Source organism: Sorangiineae bacterium MSr11954, assembly GCA_037157815.1.
Classification (GTDB): domain Bacteria; phylum Myxococcota_A; class Polyangia; order Polyangiales; family Polyangiaceae; genus Pendulispora; species Pendulispora albinea.
In genome coordinates, this window is sequence record CP089984.1 from 2,724,614 (window position 1) to 2,744,945 (window position 20,332).

Annotated in this window: 7 protein-coding genes; 6 read left to right on the forward strand and 1 reads right to left on the reverse strand. The window is 69.2% G+C overall.

Annotated features, from left to right (window positions below; translation table 11 throughout):
* The gene (locus tag LZC94_10615) at positions 1-1,527 is read left to right on the forward strand and encodes an amino acid adenylation domain-containing protein (GenBank protein WXB17702.1); all 1,527 of its coding nucleotides are present in this window, start codon (positions 1-3) and stop codon (positions 1,525-1,527) included.
* Positions 1,524-1,778 (forward strand): phosphopantetheine-binding protein, encoded by a 255-nt coding sequence (locus LZC94_10620; GenBank protein WXB17703.1) that lies wholly within the window; start codon positions 1,524-1,526, stop codon positions 1,776-1,778. Before LZC94_10615 ends, LZC94_10620 begins: the two co-directional genes overlap by 4 nt.
* Here LZC94_10620 and ccrA read toward each other — a convergent pair.
* Positions 1,744-3,051, reverse strand: coding sequence for a crotonyl-CoA carboxylase/reductase (gene ccrA, locus LZC94_10625; GenBank protein ID WXB17704.1), 1,308 nt, complete (start codon positions 3,049-3,051; stop codon positions 1,744-1,746). The genes LZC94_10620 and ccrA overlap by 35 nt on opposite strands.
* Positions 3,052-3,278: 227 nt before the next feature.
* On the opposite strand from ccrA, the gene LZC94_10630 reads away from it, so the two are divergent.
* The 4 genes from LZC94_10630 to LZC94_10645 are packed head-to-tail and all read left to right on the forward strand — an operon-like array spanning position 3,279 to position 20,309.
* On the forward strand, positions 3,279-5,651 hold the full coding sequence (locus tag LZC94_10630; GenBank protein WXB17705.1) for a phosphopantetheine-binding protein: 2,373 nt from the start codon (positions 3,279-3,281) through the stop codon (positions 5,649-5,651).
* Positions 5,648-9,874 carry a type I polyketide synthase gene (locus tag LZC94_10635; GenBank protein WXB17706.1) on the forward strand — a complete coding sequence of 1,409 codons (4,227 nt, stop codon included), beginning with the start codon at positions 5,648-5,650 and terminating at the stop codon, positions 9,872-9,874. The genes LZC94_10630 and LZC94_10635 overlap by 4 nt, the downstream gene beginning before the upstream one ends.
* On the forward strand, positions 9,871-19,020 hold the full coding sequence (locus tag LZC94_10640; protein WXB17707.1) for an amino acid adenylation domain-containing protein: 9,150 nt from the start codon (positions 9,871-9,873) through the stop codon (positions 19,018-19,020). Before LZC94_10635 ends, LZC94_10640 begins: the two co-directional genes overlap by 4 nt.
* The gene (locus LZC94_10645; protein ID WXB17708.1) at positions 19,017-20,309 is read left to right on the forward strand and encodes an FAD-binding oxidoreductase; all 1,293 of its coding nucleotides are present in this window, start codon (positions 19,017-19,019) and stop codon (positions 20,307-20,309) included. Before LZC94_10640 ends, LZC94_10645 begins: the two co-directional genes overlap by 4 nt.
* Positions 20,310-20,332: the final 23 nt, after the last annotated feature.

The window sequence follows — 20,332 nt, forward strand, 5'->3', positions numbered from 1 at the left end:
ATGTCCCATCCGCGCCTCCTCCAGGACGGTGTCGTCGTTCATGCCCGGCGCTCGCCCGAGCGCCCGGCCGTCGTCGATCCCCACCGGACCGTGACCTACGGTGAGCTCGATGCGGCCGCGAACCACCTCGCGCGGGCGCTGCTCGCGCGGGGCGTCGCGGTGGGCGATCGGGTCGGCATTTGGATGCCGAAGAGCGCGTATGCGCTGGCCGCCATGCAGGCCGTGCTGCGCGTGGGCGCCGTCTACGTTCCCCTCGATCCGCAGAGTCCCCTGGCGCGGATTCGAACCATCGTCGCCAACTGCGATATGAAGGTGGTCATCGGATCGGACGTCACCCTGTCCGCGGCGGAGGACATCGGCCGGCCGCTCCTCGGTGTCGAGCAGCTCGGCGGCGAGGCGCTCTTCCACCGCGCCTCGGAGCCCGTTCCGCAGCCGGCCATCGACCCCGAGGACCTCGCGTACATCCTTTATACGTCGGGCACCACGGGCGTTCCAAAAGGTGTATGCGTCAGCCATCGGGCGGCGCTGGCGTTCGTCGACTGGGGCATACGGCTGCTCGACGTCGGCCCCGAGGACCGGCTCGCGAACCACGCGCCGCTGCACTTCGACCTCTCGGTGTTCGACGTCTACGCGGCCCTGCACACGGGGGCGCGGGTGGTCATCGTGCCCGAGGGATCGAGCCTCCTCGGCACGGCGTTGGTCGCGTTCATCGCGCGCCATGGCATTACGATTTGGTACTCGGTGCCCTCGGCGCTGGTGATGATGATGGATCAGGGCGGGCTGCTCGAGATGGATCCGTGTCCGCTCCGCACCATCTTTTTCGCGGGCGAGGTGTTCCCCATCAAACAGCTCCGGCAGCTTCGCCGCGGGCTCCCGCGGTGCCGCATGTTCAATCTGTACGGCCCCACGGAGACCAACGTCTGCACGTACTTCGAGGTGACCTCGATCGAGCCCGAGCGCACCATCCCCATCCCCATCGGGCGGGCTTGCTGCGGCGATCGGGCCTCTGCGCGCGCCGAGGATGGCACCGTCGTCGGTGTGGGCGGGGTAGGCGAGTTGTGGGTCGAGGGGCCCACCGTGATGTCCGGCTACTGGGGACACCCCGCCCAAGGGCCCGCGTACGGCACCGGGGACGTGGTGCGGGTGCTCGAGGATGGCGTCTTCGAGTTCATCGGCCGCCGCGATCACATGGTCAAAATTCGCGGCCATCGGGTGGAGCTCGGCGAAATCGAGGCCGCGCTGCTGGCGCATCCTGCGGTGCGGGAGGCGTGCGCGCTCGTCTGGGGCGAGGGGCTCGGCATGCGGCTGGTGGCCTATCTGGCGTGCGCGCCGGGGCATTCGCCGCCCTCGCTGATCCAGATCAAGACGCACTGCCAGTCGAAGCTCCCGCGCTACATGATCGTCGATGCCGTGCGGTACGTCGACGAGCTCCCCCGCACCCGCAACGGCAAGATCGATCGGCGCTCTCTCGCGGCATCGCATGTGCCGGCAGACGTTACCCCTCGAACGAGTCAGGCAAACGAATGAACAAAGAACGTATCCTGGAGACCCTGAAACGCTACATCGCCGACGAGATCCTGGAGGGCGACGGCGCCGATCTCGAGGCGGACACGCCGCTCCTCGAGCTCGGCGTTCTGAACTCGCTGGAGGTCGCGCGAATGATGAGCTTCGTTCAACGAACCATGGGATTCGTTGTACCAGCTGCATCGATTCGCGTCGAGAACCTCGGGACCTTGTCCGCCATCACCGATATGGTGTTTGCGCTGCAGCCCAAGTAGGCATGGGGGCCGGCGCATAGCGCGGCTCGGCCGATGTGGCGGCGCGGACCTCCTCCAGGGTGCGGAGGCCCGCCCGCGGCGCCCCGACCAGGCACGCGAGGGTGCCCGTATGGCGATTGTCGATCATGGTCTGGTGGGCTTCGGGGATGGAGTCGTAGTCGAACAGCTCGGTGAGGACCGGCTGTAGCTTTCCGCGGTGGATCAAGGTGTTCGCCTGCTCGCACTCGCCGGCGTGCGCAAAGTGGGAGCCGACGATCATCTTCTGACGCATCCAGAGGTGGCGCACGTCGAATGTCAGCTGGTAGCCGGTCGTCGCGCCGCAAATGACGATGCGGCCCATGCGCCCCGCGAGGAACACGCTGGCGGGAAAGGTCTCTTGGCCCACGTGCTCGAACACCACGTCGGGCGACTTCTTGCGGCCCAGAACGTCCCAAATGGCGCGGCCGAATCGCTTGGTCATCTCGAGCCGTGTCTTGGCCTGCTCGCGGCCCTCGGTGGGGTGATACGCGAGGCCGGGGAAATCGTTGCGGTCGATGACGCCGGCCGCGCCCATCTTCATCGCGAGCTCACCCTTCTCCTTGCTGGAGACCACGGCGATCGCGTTGGCGCCGAGCAGCTTGGTGATTTGCACGGCGAAGCAGCCAAGGCCGCCCGAAGCTCCCCAGATGAGCACATCCTCGCCGGGGCGCACGTTGGCGCGATGCACGAGCATGCGGTAGGCCGTGAAGCACACGAGCCCGTAGCTCGCGGCCACCTCCCACGTGAGAGCCTCGGGCTTGGGCAGCACCTGCTGGCTCTGCACGAGCGCGAACTGCGCGAAGCTCCCGTAGGGCGTTTCGTAGCCCCAGATCCGCTGCTCGTCGCAGGCCATGGGGTCCGCGCCGTTGCAGGCCGCGCACTCGCCGCAGGTGACGTTGCAGTGAAGGACGACCTCGTCGCCGACCTTCCATCGCGTGACCCCCGGCCCGGTCTTCCAGACGATGCCCGAAGCATCGCTGCCGGCGATGTGAAAGTCGTTTCGGTGGATATCGAGGACGCTGACCGGCGTCCCGGAGGCCGCCCAAATCCCGTTGTAGTTCACCCCCGCCGCCATGACGTGAACGAGCACCTCGCCGGGGCCGGGCTCGGGGACATCGACGAGCTCCTTCTCGAAGGCCTTCGCCGGGACCCCATGGCGATCGCGCCGGATGGTCCACGCGTGCATGCGCCTCGGCACCACGCCGAGCTCGGGCAGTTTACCAATGGGAACATGATCGATCGGGTGGTGGCTCATTTGGATGATTTACGAGCATCCGCCGTGCCACCAAAGAATGAATTGCTCCGAAGTTCGGTATCGAGGCCATGGTCGCTCCTGACCCAAGTTGTGCGAGCAAACTGTGCGGACAGAATGGGGATGAAGCGCGATTTTTAGGCTTGCGAAGAGAGATGACCCGTCGCGCCAAGGGTGGGCCGCAGCCGTTTGGCTGGCATACCCGGTGCTTTGGAAAGTGCCTTAATCGTATGAGGTCGAACGGCGTGATGGTGAATGGGGTCTCGCGCGAAGAGGGGTATCGTCTGCCGGTGGCCGTGGTGGGCATCGGGTTGCGCGTCGCGGGGGCGAGCTCGCCCGGGGCGCTCTGGGAGCTGCTCTGCGACGGGGTCGATGCCACGGGCGATATTCCGAGCACGCGTTGGGACATGGGCGCGCTCCACGATCCGTCCGCGGCCCGCCCTGGAACGATGCGCAGCCGTCGCGCCGCGCTCCTGGACGACGTGCACATGGTCGATCCGGCGGCGTTTCGTCTGACGAAGCGCGAGCTGCGCCAGATGGACCCTCAGCACCGCGTGCTCCTCGAGGCGGCGTGGTTTGCGTTCGAGGACGCCGGGATCCCCCTCGACGAGCTGCGCGGGAGCCGGACCGGGGTCTTCGCGGGGATCAACTTCTCCGACTTTCAGAGGTTGCTCACCCGGGATTGGTCGGCCATCGATGGATATGCGGTGCTCGGCACGACCCCGTCGTTCGCCGCCAATCGCATTTCGTATGCCTTCGATCTTCGCGGGCCGAGCACGTGCGTGAGCGTGGGGTGCGCGTCCTCCACGACGGCGCTGCACGAGGCGTGTCGGAGCTTGGCGCTGGGCGAGGTGGACTTGGCGATCGCGGGCGGGGTGGAGCTGATGCTCTCGCCGGACGGCAGCATCTTGCTCTCGCAAGCCGGCGTGCTCTCGGCGAACGGGCAGTGCCGGACCTTGGATGCGGCGGCGGACGGGTACGTGCGCGGGGAGGGGGCCTGCATGGTGGTCCTCAAGCCGCTCGCCAAGGTCGACGCGAGCGATCGCGTTTATGCCGTGATCCGCGGGAGCGCGGTCAACCACAACGGCCGCAACGATTGGATCATGGCGCCGAGCGAGCGCGCCCAGGCCGACGTCATCTCCGAGGCGAGCGCGCGCGGCGGCGTCTCGGCGTCCAGCATCGACTATGTCGATTTGCATGGCTCGGCGTTCCTCAAAGGCGACGCGCTGGAGGCGGCGGCCATCGCGCGGGCGCTCGGCGATCCGGCCGCGCGGCCGCCGTGCCGGCTGGGCGCCATCAGCAACAATCTTGGTTACCTCGGGGCGGCCGGTGGTGCGGCGCAGCTCATCAAAGTATGTTTGTCGCTTCATCATCGGGTTTTGCCGCCCACGATTCATGTCGATGTGCCCAATCCGCAAATTGCGTTCGAGGAGCTCGGGCTCCAGGTTCAAACGCGGCTGGCGCCGTGGCCGGAGCGCGAATCGGGCGAGCCGCGGCGCGCGGGGGTGATCTCCACCTCGCTCGGGGGCTCGAATGCGTTCATCGTGTTGGAGGCGGCGCCCGACACCGCGGCGGATGATCGCGCGTCGCACGCCGCCGGCGTGGACGGGGAGAGCCGTGGCTTCGTGCTGGTGGTGTCGGCGCACACGGGCGCGGCGCTCGAACGGCGGGTGCTCGCGTTTGGCGATTTTCTTCGGGAGGGGCGCCTCGATGCTGCGCACTCCGGTCATGCGCACTCCGGTCATGCGCACTCCGGTCATGCACACTCCGGCCACGCGCACTCCGACGGGGCGCTCACGGATATTTGCTATACGGCCGCGTTCAAGCGCCAGCACCATGCTCACCGCGCGGCGTTCCTTGCGCGCGATCGGCGGGGTCTGGTGGCGCAGCTCGATCGCTTCGTGCGCGGCTCGGCGCGGGCGTTGTTCGCGGAGGAGGGGACCCCCGAGGAGCTCCTCGACGTGGGCCGGATCTATGTGGCCGAGGGCCGCGTTTTGGCCACGGCGATGCCCTCCGCCGGAGGGCGCTGCGTGAGCCTGCCGGTGTTCCCGTTTCAGCGGCAAACCCTGTGGCCCGAGTGGCTCACGGTCGCCGAGGTGAGCCGGGGGCCGATGGAAGGGCGAGGTCGGGAGCCCGCGCAAAATATGGAGAGAGCTGCGTCCTTCGAGATCCGATCCATTCCCGCGCATCGGCGGGAGGAGCGCCTCGTTCGGTTCCTCCGCGAGCAGGTGGCCGAGGTGCTGGAGCTGGATGTGGAGCGCGTGGACACCCGCGCGAAGACGCTGTTCGAGCTGGGGTTGACCTCGGTCGGTGTGGTCCTGATCGCGCACCGCATCGCGCGCACCCTGGGCGTCGACGTGACGCCCACCACGCTCTTCGAGCTCCCGCGCATCGAGCTCTTGTCGTCCTGGCTCCTCGAGCGGCTCGCGATGGAATCGGAGCCGGCGCGGGACGAGGGCGCGGCCTTCGCGGTGGACGGTGCCCCGGCTCACGGCGGGGACGATGACGATTTCGTTCGGGCCATTGCCCAGCTCTCGGATCAAGAAGCGCGCGATTTGATCGCGCAAAAGCTGCAGGAAATCAGCCTCGAGGTGGAGTCATGAGTCAAAACGGCACTTCAGCGGCGGATCTTACGGCACTTCAGCAGGCCCTCCTCACGATTGCCAAGTTGCAAAACAAACTCGCGGCGCAGTCCCGCGGGGAGGGCGAGGCCATCGCCATCGTCGGAATGGGGTGCCGTCTCGCGGGCGGGGTCGATGGCCCCGAGCGGCTGCGCGAGCTCCTCTGGCAGGGACGCGAGGCGCTGAGCGCGATCCCCGCCGGGCGCGGCGCGCTGCAAGGGCTCTACGATCCGGATCCGGCGAAGCCCGGCAAGGCGTGCATGCGCCGCGCGGGGTTCATCGACGACGTCGACTCGTTCGACGCGGAGTTCTTCCACATCACGCGCCGCGAGGCGGAGGGCATCGATCCGCAGCAGCGTCTCTTTCTGGAGGTGAGCTGGGAGGCGCTGGAGCACGCGGGCATCGCGCCGGATCGTCTCGCGGGTACGCGGACGGGGGTCTTTGCGGGCGTTCACGCCAAGGACTACGCGCACCTCGGCGCGCCGGGGCTGGAGAAGATTGGCGCGCACTACTCCACGGGGGTCGATGCGAGCTATGTCGCGGGGCGCCTCGCGTATTTTCTCGGGCTCGAGGGGCCGGTGATGACCATCGACACCGCGTGCTCCTCGTCGCTGGTGGCCGTGCATCAAGCGTGTCAGAGCCTGCGTACGGGCGAGTCGAAGTTGGCGATTGCCGGCGGGGTGAAGCTCCTTCTATCGCCGCACCTGAGCGTCTTTCTCTCCAAGGCGGGGGCGCTGTCGCCGGCAGGCCATTGCCGCGCGTTCGATCGCGCGGCCGATGGGATGGTGCAGGGCGAGGGCTGCGGGGTGGTCATCCTCAAGCGCCTCAAGGACGCGGAGCGCGAGGGCGATCGCATCCTCGCGGTCATCCGCGGCTCGGCGGTGAACCACAATGGGGCGAGCGGCGGCCTGACGGTGCCGAGCCCGCGGGCGCAGGAGGCGCTTTATCGGCTCGCCATCGAGCAGGCCAGGGTCTCTGCGCGCGACATCGATTACCTGGAGGCGCACGGGACGGGGACGCGGCTGGGCGATCCCATCGAGCTGCAAGGGGTGGCGCGGGTGTACGGCGCCGCGCGCACGGCCGCCGAGGATCCGCTGTGGATCGGATCGTCGAAGCCCAACGTGGGGCATACCGAGGCCGCGGCCGGGGTCGCGGGGTTGCTCAAGGCGGTGCTCGTCCTGCAGGCGGGGGAGGTGCCTCCCGCGGCCAACTTCGAGAGCCCGACCTCGGGCTTCGCGTGGGACGGGTCGGCCATGGCGGTGGCCCGCGAGGGCGTGCTCCTGCGCCGCGCCGAGCGCCCGCACCTCGCGGCGGTGAGCTCCTTTGGCATGAGCGGCGTCAATGCGCACGCGATCGTGGAGGCGCGCGACGCGGCGCGCGAATCGGGGGGCGAGGCTCCGTACGTGCTGGTCTTGTCGGCGCGCAGCGATGCAGCGTTGCGGCAGCTCGCGGCGCGCTACGCGCGATGGTTCGCGGGGGAGGGCGATCGCGCGGCGGCGTACGATCGCTGCGCGACGGCGGGCATGGGGCGCGCGCACCACGACGCGCGGATCGCGATCGTGGCCGGGACCGACGAGGAGCTCGCGTCGCGGTTGCGCGCGGCCGCCGAGGGGCGCGAGGAGCGCGGGGTTCTCCGCGGGCGGGTCGCGGTGCCCCGGCGGAGCGGGCCCGTGTTCGTTTTCGGCGGGGAGCTCGCGCGGTCGTGGCAGCCGAAGAGCGTCTTGGCGCTGCTGCGGCAGAGCGATGTGTTTCGTGAGCGCGCGCGGGCGGTGGATGCGCACTTCCGGCGGCTCGCCGGTGGGTCGGTGCTCGATCGCATCGGGGTGGATGGGGATGCGCTCTTCGGCGTGGACGCGCTGTTCCTCGTTCAAGTGGCGCTGACGGATTTGTGGCGGTCGTACGGGGTCGAGCCTGCCGGCATTCACGGGCATGGCGCGGGCGCGATCGCCGCCTCGGTGATCGCGGGGCGGCTGTCGATCGAGGAGGGCGTTCGAAGGGTTGCGTCGGGCAGCTTCGCGGCGGCGGGCGAGCCGGTCGCTCCGGGCGCGGAGGGCGCGAGCGACGCGGGCGAGGAGGACGGCGTGGTCGTGGAGGTGCCGGCGGCCGCACCGGATGGCGACGTGCGGTATGCGATGTTGAGCAAGGTTGGGGAGCTCTATTGTGCGGGCTTTCCCATTCGCTTCGAGGGCGTTTACCCCGGCGGGCGGCGGGCCAGCCTGCCCACCTACCCGTGGCAGCGCGAACGTTATTGGTGGGACGAGCCGAGCGCTCCGGTTGCATCGAACGATGCGAGCGCTCCGGCGTCATCGCGCGAAGCGAGTCCATCGGCCGCCGACGAGCTCTTTTTCGAGATCGCATGGAACGAGCTGCCGCCGATCGGTGCCGAAGCGACGCTCGCCGGCACATGGCTCATCGTGTCGGAGCGGCCGGAGGAGGTCGAGCCCCTCGCGGCGCGGTTGTCCGAAGCCGGCGGCAACGTCATCACGGCGCACGCGGGGCCCCGGTTCGAGAAGCTATCGCCGGCGAGCTACCGCCTCGACCTTGCCGACGTGGGCGCGTTTGCTCGTCTGCTCCGGGATCTCTCCGGCGCCGTCGGGATCCTCGTGTGCTCGTCCTCGTCCGCCGGCGACCCCGCGACCTTCGAATGCCCCGAGACCTTGCGCGCCAAGGCCCACGGCGAAGCGGTCGCGGTGACGTCGCTCGTGCAAGCCATCGCGCAGGTGGGCTGGTTGAAGGCGCCCCGCCTCTACCTGATCACCCGGGGCGCACAGCCGGTGACCGCCGCCGACCACCGCACCCTCGCGATCGCCGCCGCCCCGCTCTGGGGTCTCGGCCGCGTCTTGGCGTACGAGCACCCCGAGCTCCGGTGCACGCGCATCGATCGCGATCCCGCCGACTCCAATTCCAGCTCCGACTCCAATTCCAACTTCGCGCGCGACATCCTCTCGGTCCTTCGCGCACGCGACGCGGCGGCGCCGGAGGACGAAGTCGCGTTTCGCGGCGGCCGCCGGTTCGTCGCCTCGCTCCAAAAGGGCCGCCACCCGTCCGCGCCGGAGCGCACCCTTCGTCTCCGAAGCGATCGCACCTACCTGGTCACGGGAGGGCTCGGCGGGATCGGCCTTCGACTCGCGGCGTGGTTGGTGGCCCGCGGCGCGTGCCACCTCGCCTTGTTCGGACGAAAGGCCGAGAGCCCCACCGCCCGCGAAGCCCTCGAGCCTTTGCGCGCTGCCGGAGCGCAGGTCCACACCTTTCGAGTCGACGTGAGCTCCACCGAGTCCGTCGCGGGCGCGCTCGCGATCCTCCGGCGCGATCTCCCGCCGCTCGCGGGCGTCTTTCACAGCGCGGGCGTGCTCGACGACGGATCGATCCTGCGCCTCGAGCCCTGGCAGTTCTCGGCCGTCATGGCCCCCAAGGTGCAAGGCGCGTGGAACCTCCATACGCTGCTCACGGAGCCCTCGATCGAGCTGTTCGTCCTGTTCTCGTCGACCGCATCGATGATCGGTGCGCCGGGCCAAGCCAACTACGCGGCCGCCAACGCCTTCTTGGACGCCCTCGCGCACCTTCGCCGCGGGCGCGGCCAGCCCGCGTTGAGCCTCCAATGGGGGAGCTGGGGCGAGGTTGGAATGGCCGCCGCGGACCATCGGCGCGGCGAGCGCCTCGCGGGTCGCGGCATGCGGTCCATGTCGGTCGACGAGGCGCTCCTCGCCATGGAGATCGCGATCCTCGAGGGGGCCGAGCGCCCGGCCGCGCGCGGTGTGGCCGCGCTCGATCCCGAGGCCTGGTGCCGCAGCCACCCCACGGTCTCGCGGTCCTCTTTGTTTCGAGAGCTCGTGGCCGAGCGCGCGCTCCCCGAGGCCCCTCGGCCCCCTCGTTTGCGCGACGAGCTTTTGACCCTCGCGAGCGGGGAGCGGCACCGGGCGCTCGAAGCGCGCTTGAAGGAGATGGTCGGCGACGTGAGCGGCGTATCGCCGGAGCGCCTCTCGACGACCGCGTCGTTCGTCACCATCGGGATTGACTCCGTCATGTCGCTCGAGCTCCGCGATTTGGTGACGGAGCGGCTGGAGGTCAGCTTGCCGCTCGTGAGCTTCGTCGACGAGAGCACCATCGAGGGCTTGGCGAACGAGCTCCTCCAACATTTTGCGGCAGCCAGCGTGCTTGGAACGGCCCCCGCGGCGGGGCAAGCGTCTACGAGGATCCTCCTATGAAGGTCGATGAATTGTTGCAAGCCTTGCTCGAGCAGGGCATCACGTTGTGGGCCGACGGCGACCAATTGGCGGTCGATGCTCCGTCGGGCGTCATCGCGCCCGAGCTCCGCCAGCAGCTGGTGGCGCACAAGCCCGCCCTCCTCGCCTTGCTCCGCCAGCAGCGCGAGCCGCGCAACGCGCCCTTGCCGCCCATCGTGCATCGCCCCGAGGAGCGCTACGAGCCGTTCCCGATGACGGAGATCCAGCAGGCCTACTGCGTGGGCCGCAACGCCGAGTTCGAGCTGAGCGCGGCCATGCACGCGTACAACGAGATCGACTGCCGCGATCTCGACGTGGCCCGCCTCGAGCATGCATGGAACCAGGTCGTCGATCGGCGCGAGATGCTGCGCGCGGTGGCGCTGCCCGGCTTCCAGCAGCGCATCTTGCAGTCGGTTCCCCGCTACCGCATCCCCGTCGAGGACCTGCGCGATCGCGATCCCGAGGCCATCGAGGCGCGGCTTCGAACGATCCGCGAGCGGCTCACCCACCAGGTGTTCCCGCTCGATCGATGGCCCACCTTCGAGCTCCGCGTCTGCCGTCTCGACGGCGGGCGCAGCCGGCTCTTCATGAGCATCGATGGAACCTTCATCGATGGATACAGCTTTCAGATCCTCTATCGGGAGCTGGTTCACTTCTACAAGCAGCCCGACGTGCTCCCCGAGCCCGCGGTGCTCGAGCTCTCGTTCCGCGACTACGCGCTGACCGTGCACGGCCTCCGCGACGGCGTGAACTACCAGCGCTCCCTCGCGTACTGGCGGGAGCGCCTGAAAACATTGCCGCCCGCGCCCGATCTGCCGCTGGAGCGCGATCCGAGCACCCTCAAGCGCCCGCGCTTCCAGCGGTGGCTCGACCGCATCGACATCGAGGTATGGCAGCGCTTGAAGACGCGGGCGCGCGCGCGCGGCCTGACCGAGCCCGAGCTCTTGCTCGCGGCCTACGCCGAAATCCTGGCCCGATGGAGCCGCAGCCCGCGCTTCACGATCAACGTTCCGCACTTCAACCGCCTGCCGCTGCACCCGCAGATCACCGACGTGGTCGGCACCTTCGCGAGCTTCACCTTGGTCGAGGTGGATCACCGGGCCGAGCGGAGCTTCACCGCCCGAGCCCTCGCCATCCGCGAGCAGCTCCTCCTCGCGCTGGAGCACCGCGAGATCAGCGGGGTGGAGCTCCTTCGCGAGCTCTTCAAGGCGCAGGGGAGGATCTCCGGGGCCATCATGCCGGTGGTGCTCACCAGCTTCGCCTCCCACCTCGGGGCGGGCGACTCGCACTGGGTCGACTTTTTGGCGCGCGAGTTCGGCGAGCTGGTTTGCGCCCTCACGCAAACGCCGCAAGTCTGGATCGACCATCAGATCGTCTACCAAAGCGATGGCGTGTTCCTCAATTGGGACGTCGCCGCCGAGCTGTTCCCGCCGGGGATGATCGACGCCATGTTCGGCACCTACGTCGATCTCTTGCGCCGCCTGGCCGACGACGACCTTGCGTGGGACGCGCCCTACCTCGATACGATGCCGCCGGCGCAGCGCGCGCTCCTCGCGGGGGTCAACGCCACCGAGCGCCCGCTGAGCGGCGATTTGCTTCACGCGGGGTTCTACCGGCAGGCGGCCGTGTGCCCGGACGCGCGTGCGCTGGTGATGCGCGACGTGGCGCTCACGTACCGGGAGCTCGCGCGGCGCGCGAACCGTCTGGGGCATGCGCTTCGCGCGGCGGGCGCCGGTCGGGGCGGTGTGGTTGCCATCGTGATGGAAAAGGGGTGGGAGCAGATCGTGGCGGCCATCGGGGTCTTGGCCTCGGGGGCGGCGTACCTCCCCATCGACGCGGCGCTGCCCGCGGAGCGGCGCTTCTACATGATGGAAAACGGCGGCGCCAAGCTGGTGGTGACGCAGCCCAAGTTCGCGGGGCAGCCGCTGCCACCCGGCGCCCGGGCGTTGGTGGTGACCGAAGATGCCTTCGGCGATGCGAGCGACGCTCCGCTGGCGCCCTCGCAAGGACCCGAGGATCTGGCGCATATCCTCTACACGTCGGGATCGACCGGGTTGCCCAACGGGGCGATGTTGACCCACCAGGGCATGGTCAACGCGATCGAGTGGACCAACCGTCGCTTTGGGATCGGCGCCGACGATCGGGTGATCGCGCTGAGCGCGCTCCACCACGACTTTTCGGTCTACGACATCTTCGGGACCTTGAGCGCCGGCGCGACCATCGTGATGCCCGACGCCGAGACGCGGCGGGATCCTTCGCACTGGGCGGAGCTCATGAGCCGCGAGGGGGTCACGGTCTGGAGCACCGTGCCGGCGATGATGGAGATGCTGCTGACGCACCTCGAGGGCGGCGGCGCCCGGGTGGGGTGCCCGCTGCGGCTGGCGATGTTCGGCGGCGATTGGGTACCCGTCACCATGCCCGCGCGGGTGCGCGCGCAGTTCGGGGACGATGTGCAGGTCGTCAGCGTGGGCGGGCCCACGGAGACCTCGCTCTGGAACATCACGCACCCGGTCGCGCGCGACGATGAAAAACGGCGCAGCATTCCGTACGGGAAGCCCATCGCGAACACCAAGTATTACGTGCTCGACGAGCAGCTCGAGGAGCGCCCCATCGGGGTGCCCGGTGAGCTTTGCTGCGCGGGGGTCGGGGTGGCCCGCGGGTACGTGGGCGCGGGCGCGCGGACGGCGAAGTTCACGGTCCTTCCGAGGACGGGGGAGCGCATCTACCGCACCGGTGATCTCGGGCGCTATCTGCCCGATGGGAGCATCGAGTTTTTGGGGCGGGTCGACTTCCAGCTCTCGATCCGAGGGCAGCGCATCGAGCCGGGGGAGATCGAGGCGGCGTTACTGTTGGAGCCGAGCGTCCGCGCGGCGGTGGTGGGGGCAGTGGGGGAGCACCACGACAAGAAGCTGGTGGCCTATGTGGTGGCGGCCGATCCGGGGGCGGGGATCGATGTTCCGCGTTTGCGTGAATTTCTCGCGCGCAAGCTGCCGGAGCATATGGTCCCCGCGGTGATCCGGATCCTCGATGCGCTGCCGTTGACGGCGAACGCCAAGGTCGATCGGCGGGCGCTGCCGAGCCTCGACGAGGCGGTGGGGGCGGTCGTGCGCGGCGCGCCGTCTTCGGTGCGGGCGCCGGGCGCGGAGGCGCGGTCCATCGAGGAGAGGGTGGGCACGATCGTTCAGCAGGTGCTCGGGCTCGCGGAGGTGCATCCCGATCGGAACTTCTTCGAGCTCGGCGCCAATTCGATCCACCTGGTGCAGCTTCACGCCAAGCTCGGCGAGGCTTTTGGGATCAAGATCCCGCTCGTCGAGCTATTCGGCAATCCCACCGTCCGTTTTCTTGCGCAGCACGTCGGCAGCAGGACAAAGGCGTCTTTGCCGCCCGAACAAAAGCAAAATGAGGCGAAGCTCGCACCGCGGTCGGGCGAAGGTCGCCCTACGGAGCTCGCAACGCGATCGGGCGAAGGTCGCGCCGCGGGGCTCGCACCGCGGTCGGACGATGCTCGCCCTATGGAGTCCGCGCTGCCCGCCGGCGACGATCGCGATATCGCCATTATCGGGATGAGCTGCCGCATGCCGGGGGCGCCGAATGTGGAGCGGTTCTGGGAGAACCTCGTTGGGGGCGTGGAGTCGATCACCACGTTTACGGACGAGGAGCTGCTCGCCGCGGGGGTGAGCCCGTCTTCGTTTGCCGATCCCGATTACGTGCGGGCGTCTGCGGTGCTCGAGGACTATGATCAATTCGACGCGGGCTTCTTTTCCCTCTCGGAACGGGAGGCGCGGAAGCTCGATCCGCAGCAGCGGCTCTTTTTGGAGTGCGCGTGGGAGGCGCTGGAGAGCGCGGGGTACCGTACGGCCGACTGCGGTGAGACCACAGGCGTTTATGCCGGTAAGAGCGTGAGCCATTACCGTTATCCGTATCCGGATTTGACGAAACCCATCGAGTTCTTTCAAGACCTCGTCTCGCAAGACAAAGACTTTCTGGCCACCCAAGTCTCGTACAAGCTCGACTTGCGCGGCCCGAGCGTCAACGTCCACACCGCGTGCTCGACGTCGCTCGTCGCCATCTTGCAGGCCACCGAAGCGCTGCTCCAAGGGAGCTGCGACATGGCGCTGGCGGGCGGCGTGGCGCTCAAGGTGCCCCATCGGGTCGGCTATCGGTACGAGGAGGGCAGCGTGTTCTCGAAGGATGGTCACTGCCGCCCCTTCGACGCCAAGGCGAGCGGCACCATCCCCGGCAGCGGCGTGGGCGTGCTCGTGCTCAAGCGGCTGCGCAACGCGCTGGCCGACGGCGACACCGTACTCGCCGTGATCAAAGGCGGCGCGATCAACAACGATGGCCATCGCAAGGTGGGGTTCATGGCGCCGGGGGTCGACGGCCAAGCCGCCGTCATCGCCAAGGCGCATCGAACGGCCGGCGTGGACGCGCCCTCCATCTCGTACATCGAGGCGCACGGCACCGGCACCGCCATCGGCGATCCCATCGAGGCCGCCGCCCTCGCCCGCGTCTTCGGCCGCTCCTCCGCCCCCGGCTCGTGCGCCGTGGGCTCGGTGAAGAGCAACATCGGCCACCTCGACAGCGCCGCCGGCGTCGCGTCGGTGATCAAGGTGGTGCTCGCCTTGCAGCACCGTACCTTGCCCCCGTCGTTGAACTTCCAGGCGTTGAATCCCCAGGTGGACTTCGAGGGCACGCCCTTCTATGTCGTTCACCAGCCCACGCCGTGGACGAGCGCCGGTGCCCCGCGCCGCGCCGGGATCAGCTCCTTTGGCATCGGCGGGACCAACGCGCACCTGGTGCTCGAAGAAGCGCCCGAGCCCGCGCGTCCGCTGCACGCGTCCCATGCGCCACACGCGCCGCACGCGTACCACGACGCCGATCACCCCGAGCGATCCCATCACGTCCTGGCGCTGTCGGCCCGAAGCGATGCCGCGCTCCGGCAGCTCGCGGGCCGCTACCGGGAGCGGCTGGAGGAGCCCGGCGCATCGCTTCCGGATATTTGCTTTTCGGCCAACACCGGCCGCGCGGCCTTCGAGCACCGCCTCGGGGTCATCGCGCCCGACCCGCTTCGCGCGGCCGAGCTCCTCGGCGCGGCCGAGCGCGGCGAAGAGCACATCGCGTTGGTTCGCGCGCAGACCGACGCGAAGCGCGCGCCCAAGGTCGCGTTCTTGTTCTCGGGCCAGGGCTCGAAGATGGTCGGCGCCGCGCGCGAGCTCTACGAGACGCACCCAGGCTTTCGCCGCCGCATCGATGGCTTCGACGCGCTCCTGCGCGACCATTGGGACCGCTCGCTGATCTCCGTCCTTTACCCCGAGCCGGGCCAGCACCCGCCGATCGACCAGCTCGACTACGCCCAGCCGGCGCTCTTTGCGCTCGAGTATGCGCTGGCCGAGCTCTGGATCTCCTGGGGCATCGTCCCGGACGCCTTGGTCGGGCACAGCACCGGCGAGCTGGCGGCGGCTTGCATCGCGGGCGTATTCAGCGTCGAGGACGGCCTGAAGCTCGTCGCGCACCGGGGCCGGCTCTTGCACCAGCTCGCGCCCCCTGGCAGCAACATCGCCGTGTTCGCCCCGGAGGCGGATCTGCGGCGCATGGCGGACGAGGGCGGGTGGGAGATCTTCATCGCGTCGATCAACGGCCCGGACAACCATGTGGTGTCCGGCCGCCCGGAGATCATCGACGCGTATGCGCGCGCCCTGGAGAAGAGCGGCTTGAAGGTACGCCGGCTCAACATCGCCCGCGCCGCCCACTCGGCCTTGATGGATCCGGTGCTCCCCGAGCTCCTCGCGGTGGCATCGACCATTTCCTTCTCCCGCCCAGCCATCCGGCTCGTCTCGGGCATGACCGGCGAGGCGATCACCGACGAGGTGGCCACCCCCGAGTACTGGTGCCGCCAGCTGCGGCGAACGGTGCGCTTTGGCGACTGCGTGTCCACGTTGCACCGCGACGGCGTTCAGGTGTTCGTGGAGATTGGCCCCGAGGCGACCCTCCTTGGAATGGCGGCCCGATGCGTGCCCGAGAACTACGGCACCTTCGTGCCCAGCGCGCGTCCAGACGACGGCGGCTGGCAGCAGCTGGCGGAGAGCGCCGCGCAGCTGTTCGTGCGAGGCTTGCCTTTGGACTGGGCCGCGTTCGATGCCGGCTACCGACGCACCAAGGTGCCGGTTCCAACGTATCCGTTTCAGCGCCAGCGCTACTGGGAGGAGAACGCCGGCTTGCAGCGCGCGACGGGGGTGGCCACGTCGTTGCGCGCGGGGCATCCGCTCCTGGGCGTTTCGCTGGGGCTCTCGGTCCTGGCGTCGGGCGACATCGTCTTCGAGAGCACGCTGGGGCCGGGCGAGCCCGCCTTCGTGGCGCACCACCGCCTCGAGGGGGTGCCCACCCTCCCGGCCACCGCCTTCGCCGAAATGGCGTTGGCCGCCGGCGCGCACGTGTTTGGCTCCACGGCGCTGGTGGTTCGGGATCTGGCGTTGCTCAGCGCCATGAGCTTCCCCGGCGACACGAAACGCACCGTTCAATGTGCCGTCTCCCGCGCCGGCGCCGCGGAGCTCGCGATCCGGATCTTCAGCCGCCCCGCGGGCGACGTCGAGGGCGCGTGGACCTTGCACGCCACCGCCGCGATGGCGCCCCACGATGCCGGCGACACCCCCGCGCCGGAGTACGCGCGCATCGCATCCCGATTCGCCGGCGCGGCCGGAGCGTCCGACGCGTTGCACGCGTCCGATACGACCGCCGCCGCGTACTACGCCAGGGCGGAGGACTGCGGCGTGGGGTTCGGCCCTTCGTTCCGCGGAATCGTGGCGCTGCGCCGGAGAGACGACGAGGTCCTCGCCCGCGTCGAACGACCCGCGTCGCTCGATGTCCACGAACGGTATGTGGCGCATCCCGCGCTGCTCGACGCCTTCCTCCAGGCCGTCGGCGGCGTCTATCCGAGCACCGACATCGCGGAGCTCTACGTGCCCGTTCGCATCGAACGCCTCGTCACGTTGGACCGCATCGACACGGGCGGCTTTGGCCACGCCGTCGTAAGGCCCGTGGACCCTGCCCGAAATCGACTGCGCGCCGACGTGGCCATCTTCGGCCCCGACGGCGATCTGCGCGCGCACGTCCAGGGCCTCGAGCTGCAGCGCACCGACCCCATCGCCTTGAACGAAGGCACCGCGGCCTCGTTCGACGATTGGCTCTACGAGCGAACCTGGGAGCCGCGCCCGATCGAAACGGATCGCCGCAGCACCGCGCGAAGCCAGGAGCCGTGCGTGATCTTCGCCGACCAAGCGGGCCTGGGCCGAAAGCTGGCGCAGACGTTGGAGCGCCAAGGGCGTCCTTGTTACCTGGTGACCCGCGCCGCGGTCCGAGGCGCGCCCTCCCGCCGCATCGACGCGTGGACCTTCGAGTTCCCGCGCGCCATCTCCGATGAGCCCGCGGCCCTCGCCGAAGCGCTCCGCGATCTCGGCCTGCCCGCCGCATGCTCCGACGTCGTCTACCTCTGGGCCCTCGACGGCCCGCCCAGCGCGGAGCTCGACGCCGACGCGATGCACCACGCCGCTTTGGAGGCCGCCGGCGGCGCGCTCGGCGTGATTCACCACATGATCGACCGCAGCTACGCGGGCGGCCTTTGGCTGGTCACCCGCGGCGCGCAGCCCGTCGAACCCGCCGCGACCGCGCTCGCGTCGCCCTCGTCGCCCCGGCGCGCGCGGCCGTCGCCGCTCGCGGGGATCGCCCAGGCGCCGCTCTGGGGCATGGCGCAATCCATCGCCATCGAGCTGACCGAGATCGACTGCCGCTGCATCGACCTCGATCCCGCCGACACCGAGCAAGGCCAGCTCGCCTCCCTGACCCAGGAGCTCCGCCAGCGCCTCGTTTCGGACGAAGATCGCGTCGCGTTCCGCGGCGAGCGCTTCGTCGCCCGCCTTCGCAAGGCGGAGGCCCGCGGGATACCGATCGCGCCGCCCTCGGAGCGCGCGGCGATCGTTCGCCCCGATCGCAGCTACGTGATCGCCGGAGGCTTGGGCCGCCTGGGCCTCTTGACCGCGACCCTCCTTGCCCTTCGCGGGGCGCGGCGGATCCTGCTCATCGCACGAAGCACGCCCGATCCGGCCGCAGAGGCCCGCCTGGCGAGCTTGCGCGCGCTGGGCGTCCGCATCGACCATCACCGCGTCGATATCGCCGACCGCGAGGCGCTCGCCGCCCTGTTTCGCACGATCGAGCGCGACGGCGCGCCCGTCGCGGGCGTCTTCCACACCGCCGGCGTCATCGACGATGCCACCCTCCGGCAGCAAACGCGGGCGCGCTTCGACGCGCTCTTCCGCGCGAAGGTGACGGGCGCCTGGAACCTGCACCTCTCGACCGCCGGCTACGCGCTCGACCACTTCGTCCTGTTCTCGTCGGTGGCCTCGCTCCTCGGCTCCGCCGGGCAAGCGAACCATTGCGCGGGCGCCGCCTTCCTCGACGCCCTCGCCCACCACCGCCGCGCGATGGGCCTGGCGGCGATGAGCATCAACTGGGGCGTCTGGGCGGGCGCCGAAGGCGCCAAGGTCGACGTGACCGAGCGAGCGCGCACCCGCGGCTTCGGCGCCATCCCCCGGCAGCACGGGGTGCGCGCGCTCGCGTTTCTCCTGGGGACCGAGGCCGTTCAAATGGGCGTCCTGCCCATCGATTGGCGCGCCTTCGCCGGTGACGCGCCGGCGCCATACATCGCCGATCTCGTGCGCGCCAAGAGCACGGGCGAGGTGTCCGTCCGCGCGACCTTCCTGGCCAAGCTCGAGGCCACCGAGCCCCCCATGCGCCGGAAGGCGCTGGTCGACTACGTCCGCGAGCAGGTGGCGTGGATGCGCGGCCTCGCCTCGTCCGAGGCCGTCGATCTGCAGCAAGGGTTCACCGATATGGGCATCGATTCGCTCGCCGCGCTGCAGCTCAAAAACCGATTGCAGGCGGGGCTCGGGATTACGCTCCCGGCGACCCTCGTCTTCAATTACCCGACCACGGAGAAGCTCTCGGATCGGCTCATGACCGACTTCATCCCGCTCGACTTTACGGCGGCGGCGCCCGTCGCGAGCTTGGACGCCCTGTCCGAGGGCGAGATCGCGGCCCTTTTGACCGAGCAACTTGCATTCATGGAGGAGTCATGACCGTTCAATCCGAGCTCGCACGCCCCGCACCCGAAATTCCCAGGAGCTCGAGGGTGGCCTACGCCGTCGGCGTGGCGCAGTTCTTCGCGTGGTACGCGGCGAGGGCCTCCTCGGAGCTGCAATACCGCGGCGAGGTCGGGAATCCGGGTTACGACGCCGAGCCCCTCGCCGACGATGGCCGCTCCGCACGCGACGCGCTCCGCGGCTCCACGGCGCCCGCTTTCGCGCCCGCGCCCCAACGCACCAGCGCCCGCGTCACCGATCACGGCCGGCTGAGCACCTCGTCCGACGCGTATGATGCCGTCGAACCGGCCGATCTCCACGCTCTGCGCGCGGCGGTGGCATGGGCGAACGAGCACCGCGTCCCCGTTCGGATCCGCGGAAATGGCCACTCGATGAACGGCGCGTCGGTGCCGCGCGCGAACGAGCTCTATGTCTCGACCAAGGCTTGCCGGCATTATCGGTTCGAGGAAGAAGAGACGATCACCGTGGGGAGCGGCGCCGCCATTTGGGACGTTCGCGCGACGGTGGAGGCGCATGGCTTCGAGCTGCTCGTCTACAACGATGGGAACGCGGCGGCGTCCACGGTGGGAGGATTTCTCTCGGCCGGTGGATTCGGCGTCGGGAGCGCCCGGCACGGTGGATTTTGGGAGACGGTCAAGGAGGTCACCATGGTCACCGGCGACGGCCGGATCCGGCGTTTTTCCCGCTGCCACGAGGAGTTCCAATGGCTCTTTGGCTCGATGGGGCAATTGGGGATCGCGTTCGAGGTCAAGCTGCGGATTCGCTCCAATCCCCGGCTGCCGCCCCGTCCGTATCCCATGGGAAAAGAAGGCGTGGTCGCCGAGAGCCCCACCGACGATACGCGCATCAACTGGTATACGCTGTTCGTGCCCGAGGCGGACTGGATCGACGCGGGAAAACGCATCATCGCCATCGGCGCCAAACACAGGCGCGCGTGGCGGCCGCGCTGGCCTTACGTGTACTCCATCGTTTTCCGGCGCTTCAATCCACCGCTGATCCACCCGGCCCAGGAGTCGCTCAAGGCGGTTGGGATCTGGGGAAAACCCCACGCCAAGGGCTTCGATCTCGAGGCCATGCGCGCGATCGAGCAGGAGGTGACGGAGCTCGCGCTGTCCAATCCCCGCTACCGCCGTTACATCCAGGCCGAGCTCCTCCCCAAGGACTTCGATTACCGCCGCTACTTTGGTGACGCCATTTATCAGCGATTCATGGACGTCAAAAAATCGCTGGACCCGAAGGGGTTGATGGTCCCCGGGGTGCTTTGAAAAAATCGACTTTCGCCCTCTCG